The 5873-nt window shown below is 67.4% G+C and carries 6 protein-coding genes; 4 read left to right on the top strand and 2 right to left on the bottom strand.

Translation table 11 applies throughout. From position 1 onward, the window contains the following. Both VGT00_20125 and VGT00_20120 read left to right on the top strand, forming a co-directional pair. On the top strand, nucleotides 1-1680 hold a 1680-nt coding region (locus tag VGT00_20125; GenBank protein ID HEV8533740.1), incomplete at its 5' end, for a thiamine pyrophosphate-binding protein. Nucleotides 1681-1884: 204 nt separating this feature from the next. Then, nucleotides 1885-2910, top strand: coding sequence for a glycosyltransferase family 4 protein (locus VGT00_20120; GenBank protein HEV8533739.1), 1026 nt, complete (start codon nucleotides 1885-1887; stop codon nucleotides 2908-2910). Nucleotides 2911-3125: 215 nt separating this feature from the next. Here VGT00_20120 and VGT00_20115 read toward each other — a convergent pair whose 3' ends face one another. Together VGT00_20115 and VGT00_20110 are read right to left on the bottom strand one after the other, a co-directional pair. Beyond that, nucleotides 3126-3641, bottom strand: coding sequence for a VOC family protein (locus VGT00_20115; protein ID HEV8533738.1), 516 nt, complete (start codon nucleotides 3639-3641; stop codon nucleotides 3126-3128). A 52-nt stretch (nucleotides 3642-3693) separates the two neighbouring features. Further along, nucleotides 3694-4935, bottom strand: coding sequence for an aldo/keto reductase (locus VGT00_20110; GenBank protein ID HEV8533737.1), 1242 nt, complete (start codon nucleotides 4933-4935; stop codon nucleotides 3694-3696). A gap of 134 nt (nucleotides 4936-5069) precedes the next feature. Between VGT00_20110 and VGT00_20105 the strand changes: the two genes are divergently transcribed. Beyond that, nucleotides 5070-5438, top strand: a complete 369-nt coding sequence (locus VGT00_20105) for a hypothetical protein (GenBank protein ID HEV8533736.1) — start codon at nucleotides 5070-5072, stop codon at nucleotides 5436-5438. A gap of 55 nt (nucleotides 5439-5493) precedes the next feature. Continuing rightward, complete coding sequence (locus tag VGT00_20100) at nucleotides 5494-5823, top strand: hypothetical protein (protein HEV8533735.1); 330 nt, start codon at nucleotides 5494-5496, stop codon at nucleotides 5821-5823. The last annotated feature ends 50 nt before the right edge of the window (nucleotides 5824-5873 follow it).

Below are 5873 nucleotides of genomic sequence, written 5' to 3'. Positions count from 1 at the left end.
CGTCGCGCGCGTGCGGAAGGGAAATCCATGGCGGATCTGAACGGCGGGCATCTGGTGGCGCGGACGCTCAAGCAGGCGGGCGTGGGCCATGTCTTCACGCTCTGCGGCGGGCATATCTTGCCCATCTACGACGGCTGCGTCACCGGGGGCGTGGAGGTCGTGGACATGCGCCACGAGCAGGCGGCGGCGCATGCGGGTGATGCCTACGCGCGGCTGACGCGAAATCTCGGGGTGGCCATCGTGACGGCGGGGCCCGGGGTCACCGACGCCGTGACGGGCGTGGCCAATGCGTTCTCGGCGCGGAGCCCGCTGCTCCTCATCGGCGGCGCGGCGCCGCTCGGCCTTCGCGGGCTGGGCTCGCTTCAAGAAGTTGAGCAGGTGGATTTGCTCAAGCCCATCACCAAGGGCGCCTGGACGGTTTCGGAGACGCGCCAGATCCCGGAGGTGCTCACGACGGCCATTCGCACCGCGCTCACGGGACGGCCCGGCCCGGTCTTCGTCGAGATCCCCGTCGATCTGCTGATGACCATGGTCGAGGACCGGATGGCCCCCATTCCGACGGGCTACGTGCATCGTCATCCCGTCGCGCCCGATCCTGATTCCGTCCAGAAGCTGGCCGATCTCTTCGCCCAGGCCGAGCGGCCCATGATCATGGCGGGCAGTGGCGTGTACTGGGACGACGCGGCCGCTGACCTTCGGAACTTCGCGGAAGACGCTGGCGTGCCGATCTTCATGAACGGCGCGGGGCGAGGGAGTCTGCCGGGCCGGCATCCGCTGGCCTTTGCTCAGGCGCGCGGCTTCGCGCTGGGACAGGCCGATCTGGTCCTCGTCCTGGGCACGCCGCTCGATTTCCGGCTCGGCTACGGCCGGCCGCCGTCCTTCGGCGAGCACGTCAAGGTGGCCATGGTGGATTGCGATCCCGTCGAGCTCGGCAGGAATCGACCACTCGAGCTGGGGCTAGCCTCGCACATCGGGCTCACGCTCCGCCAGGCGGGCCAGGCGCTGTCCAAAGGCATCGCCAAGCGATTCGAGAGCTGGCGCCAGGCGCTCGAGAAGAAGGAGACGGAGGCCCAGGACCGCTTGATGGCCGAGCGGCTGTCGGACAGCGTGCCGATCAGCCACTACCGGCTCGGCCACGAGATCGCGGCCGTCGTGGATGCGCAGACCACGGTGGTGGGCGACGGCGGCGACGTCGTCGGCTGCGCCTCCAAGATCGTGGAGCTGGAGCGACCGGGGCAGTGGCTCGATCCTGGGCCCTTCGGCTGCCTCGGCGTGGGGCCGCCCTTCGCCATCGCGGCCAAGCTTCTCGATCCTGCTCGACGGGTCCTGCTCATCGCGGGCGACGGCGCCTTCGGCCTCAATGGCATGGAGATGGAGACGGCCGTGCGCTTCAAGCTGCCCATGACGGTTGTCATCGGCAACGACGGCGGCTGGGGCCAGATCAGGAACCCCCAGCTGTCCTTCTTCGGCGGTGAGCGTGCCGTCGGCACCTCGCTGCCCTTCACGCGCTTCGACCAGATGGTGGAGGCGCTCGGCGGCAAGGGCGTGCACGTCACCGAGCCCACGCAGCTCCGTCCCGCCCTCGAGAAAGCCCTGGGCTCCGGCGAGGTCTCCTGCGTCAACGTCGTGCTCGATCCGGCCGCCTATCGTCGAGGCGGCCAGGTCTCCATGGCCATTTAGAAGGGATGCGCCGTAGCGCTGCCGCCCCCTCATCCACTCAGCCCTCGCCTCGTCGCTCGAGGCGAGCGTCTCGGCTCGAACTGCGGCCCTCTCCCCCTCGCGGGGGGAGAGGAATACTTTCCGATTCGTCTCCGGGAAGTGAAGAACTCTTCGAATCCCTCCCCCTCCTGAGAGGGAGAGGGCTAGGGTGAGGGTGGGCCTGCGATGAAGATCACGTTCCTGACCCCCCATATCCGGATCGCGGGCGGCGTGCGCGCCATTCTCACCTACGCCGATCGCCTGGTGGGACGAGGGCACGACGTCACCATCATGGTGCCCGCCAAGCATGGCTGGCGGGCCTGGTGGCGCAATCTCCGGGGCGAAGGGCCCGAGTGGATCCCCAGCTTTCGCCCGACGGTTCGCTGGATAGCCGGTTGGGACAACGCAAGGCTACCCGACGGTGATGCCCTGATCGCCACGGCCTGGCAGACGGCGAGGACGGCCGCCGAGGCGGCCGATCGCTGCGGCCGGAAGCTCTACTTCATTCAGCACTACGAGAGCCTCTACCATGGCGATGCCGGTCGCGTCGACGCGACGTACACGCTGCCGTTGCGCAAGGTCGTCATCTCGACCTGGCTTGCCGATATCATGCGCGACAGGTTCGGCGGCAAGGCTGACGTGCTGGTGACGCCGGTCGACCGGGCCCTCTTTCACCCCGTGGATGGCGCGCGGTCAAGTGATGCCCTTCGCGTGCTCATGCTCCATCACGATTACGCGTGGAAGGGTGTGCGCGAGGGGCTCGAGGCCATCGCGGCCGTGAAGGCGCGGCATCCCGAGATCCTCCTGGTGGGTTTCGGTGTCAGGCGTCCACGTGCGGCGCTGCCTTACGACGAATTTCACGAGAACCTGCCGCAGGAGCGCCTCGCCTGGCTCTACAGCCGCTGCCCCATCTATCTCTGCCCGTCCTGGGACGAGGGGCTCGGCATGCCCCCCATGGAGGCCATGGCCTGCGGCGCCGCCCTCGTCACCTTCGACAATGGCGGCTGCCGCGACTATGCGGTGGACGGCGAGACGGCGCTGGTGGCGCCGCGCCGGGATGTCGGCGCGCTCGCCCGCGCCCTCGAGCGGATGGTGATCGACGCGCCGCTGCGCGAGCGCCTGGCCCGCCAGGGTCAGGCCTTCGTGACGAGCCGCTTCGACTGGGACCGCGCCACCGCGCGGCTCGAGGACGTCATCCGCGACGGAAGCTGAGGCTGGCCGCGGTGCGCTAGCCTGGACGGTTCGCGAGACAACGCCACCCTGGTCTACTCAGCCCTCGCCTCAGGGCTGCGCCCTTCAGCTCGAAGTGCGGCCCTCTCCCTCTCCGAGGGAGAGGGATTCATTTTGATCCCTCGCCCCCGAAGGGGGGAGAGGGCAGGGTGAGGGGGAGGGCCGAATGCGGTACGCGCGCTCGTGGATAGCTTGAGCTAGGTCCGCGCCACCGCCGGCGCTGACTGGCGGAGTGCCTCGTCCCAGGGTCCGGGGAAGCGGCCCTTCTCACCCTTTTCCGAGAACGGCCGCTCGCGGTTCCACTGATTCCGGGGCAGCTCGTAGTAGACCTCGAGGCCGTTCCCGTCGGGGTCCGAGAAATACACGCCGATGGAGATCGTGTGATCCGCGACGTGGATGGGGACGCCCTTGTCCTTCAGCCGCTGATACATCTCCGCGAGGTCATCGAGGCTCGCCATCCGCCAGGCGACATGGTTCAGGCCCACTTGGCCTTTCTGCTGCAAGGCGGCCTCGTCACCCACCTCGAAGAGGGCGATGTCGTGCGCGTGGTCGGGATCGCACGCGAGGAAGGCGGCGCGCATCTTCTCCGTCCCCGGATGATAGAAGATGTCCTGGGTGTGGAGACCCAGGATGTCCGTGTACCACTGGTGCGAGCGTCCGGCGTTGCGCACGAAGATGTTGACGTGATCGAGGGATACGGGCTTGAGGGCCATGTCTCACTCTCCTACGGTCAGGATCGAGCCTGCCAAAGTTTATAGCACCAAATCAGCTCGTGAGCATTCTGTGCATCGGGGTCAGGAGACGCGCGATGGGCAGCCCATGGCTGCAGGCGTTCCGGCAGGGCTGGGCCGCGCACGTCAAGCAGGGGGCGGCGTTGTTGGAAAGCATGGCGTACTCGCTGCGCGCGAGCGTCATGTCGCCATAGTCCACGGCGTACATCCGGGTCCGCAGCACCTCGCCGATCTGTACTCCGTACGGACAGGCGCTCAGGCAATCCTGGCATCCGTGGCGGCAGTGGGTGGCGCCGTTCATCCGGGCGTAGCGCTTCAGCAGCGGCAGATCGTCGCTGGCCGCTGATTGCCAGCCCGAGGCCCCGAGGTACTCGTCGATCGAGCTCCCGCTCGTCATGGAGATGATCAGCGCGTCCACGTTCCGTCCCGAGAGCACCCAGCGGAAGGCCGCCTGGGCGAAGGTGGCGCCACCCTTCTCGAAGGGTCGCATGTCGTTGAGGCGCGCCCCCATCAGGGTCTTCATGGCGATCACGCCCACGCCCTTGGCCTTCGCTTTCAGCAGAACGCGGGGCAGGTCGGGCTGGCGCGCGATGAAATCGAACGAGCGCGTCAATCCCTGGTGGAAAGCGGGGTCCTGGCCGAAGTTGTAGGCCACGAGGACGACGTCCACGCCGTTGGTGTCCAGGGCATAGTCCAGGCATTCGATCAGCCGTCCCGCGTGGCCGGACATACCCACGAAGCGGATCTTGCCCTGCTGCTTGGCGCGCACGGTGAACTCGTGCCACTCGGGGTTCTTCAGCCTCTCCAGGTCGTTGACGGCGTGGTTGAAATAGACATCCACGTAATCCGTGCGGAGCCGCCGGAGGCTCTGCTCCAGCGAGCGCATCATGGAGTCCCGGCGGTCGCTGGGACCCGTGTAGGTCTTCGACGCGAGGTAGACGCGGTCGCGCTTGCCGCGCAGGGCCTCGCCGACGGTCGTCTCCGAGTCACCGCCCCGGTAGCTGTCCGCGATGTCGAAGTAGTTGATGCCTCTATCGAGAGCATGCCGGACGACGTCGCCCTCGCCCGCTCCGAGCCGGCTTCCGCCGAAGGAGATATCGGAGATCTGCATCCCCGTGCGGCCGAGGGTGACGTAGCGCTGCACCTTGCCCGCGCCCCGAGGCGCCGGCTGGGCGGATGCCCGCAGAGGAAGCAGGCTCATGCCGAGGCCCGCCAGCGCTCCCCGCTGCAGGAGCTCGCGGCGTCCGAGCCGATCCTCACTACTCGGGCTGCTCACGCCATTGCCCTCCTTGAGGGCTGAGGCCTCCCGCGAATCTCAGGTTCAAGCTGAAACGGTACCGGGTACGGACGGCCCTGTCCAGTCGTCACGTCGTGGCTCGCCTGTCATCCATCGATGAGTGTATCCTAGGCGTGGCATTGACCATGCCGGAAGGGGCTGATCCAATGAAAGGCGTGGGGCTCTACGATCAGGTCAAGTCGGCCTTCCAGGACATCATCGCGCCGGAGCTGCACGCCATCCGGGGCGACATACAACGCCTGGATCAGAAAATCGACGGCGTGGACGCACGCCTCACCACGAAGGTCGACTCCCTACGGTCCGAGATGGGCTCCCTACGGTCCGAGACGGGCTCTCTGCGGACCGAGATGGGCTCCATGAAGGGCGAGCTCGTCGCGGAGATCCGTCGCGTTGACGCCAGGATCGACGGCATGGAGCGCGAGCTGCGCACCGCCATTGACATCCGGGAGCGCCTCGCCGCCCTCGAAGCCCGTCGCTCGTAACACGATTGCCCAAACTGCGGGTCGAACTTCTGACGGCCTGCTACGATACCCGGCCATGAGGTACTCTTCTTCCGCCATTTGCGCGGTCGCCCTGCTCGGCTTGCTGGCGGTGGTGGTCGTGCCCGCCAATGCGCAATCGAAGATGCCGCGGGTGGGGATACTCCTCACGGGCTCGCCTTCGAGCGGCGCGCACTCTCTCGAGCTGGACGCCTTCATGAAGCACCTCGCCGAGTTGGGCTGGGTCGATGGAAAGAATCTCGTGGTGGATCAACGCTGGGCCGAGCAGGCCGATCCGCCGCCAAGGCCGGTCGCGCGGGGGCCGTGCTCCTGGTGGAGGGTCCACGCGCGGTCGCGAACCGGGACCTCATCGCAGAGCTCGGCTTGAGGAACCGGCTGCCCGTGATGGGCCATTTCAGACCTATCGTCCAGGCGGGA

It is taken from the genome of Candidatus Methylomirabilota bacterium (assembly GCA_036002485.1).
Taxonomy (GTDB): Bacteria; Methylomirabilota; Methylomirabilia; order Rokubacteriales; family CSP1-6; genus AR37.
Note: the sequence above shows the minus strand (reverse complement) of the source record. Positions and strands in the feature narration are given on the sequence as shown.

What these genes read in the sequence shown, in the direction of transcription:
- VGT00_20120 (HEV8533739.1), top strand. Translation starts at nt 1,885, where the DNA reads ATGAAGATCACGTTCCTGACCCCCCATATCCGGATCGCGGGCGGCGTG.
- VGT00_20115 (HEV8533738.1), bottom strand. Translation starts at nt 3,641, where the DNA reads ATGGCCCTCAAGCCCGTATCCCTCGATCACGTCAACATCTTCGTGCGC.
- VGT00_20100 (HEV8533735.1), top strand. Translation starts at nt 5,494, where the DNA reads ATGAGGTACTCTTCTTCCGCCATTTGCGCGGTCGCCCTGCTCGGCTTG.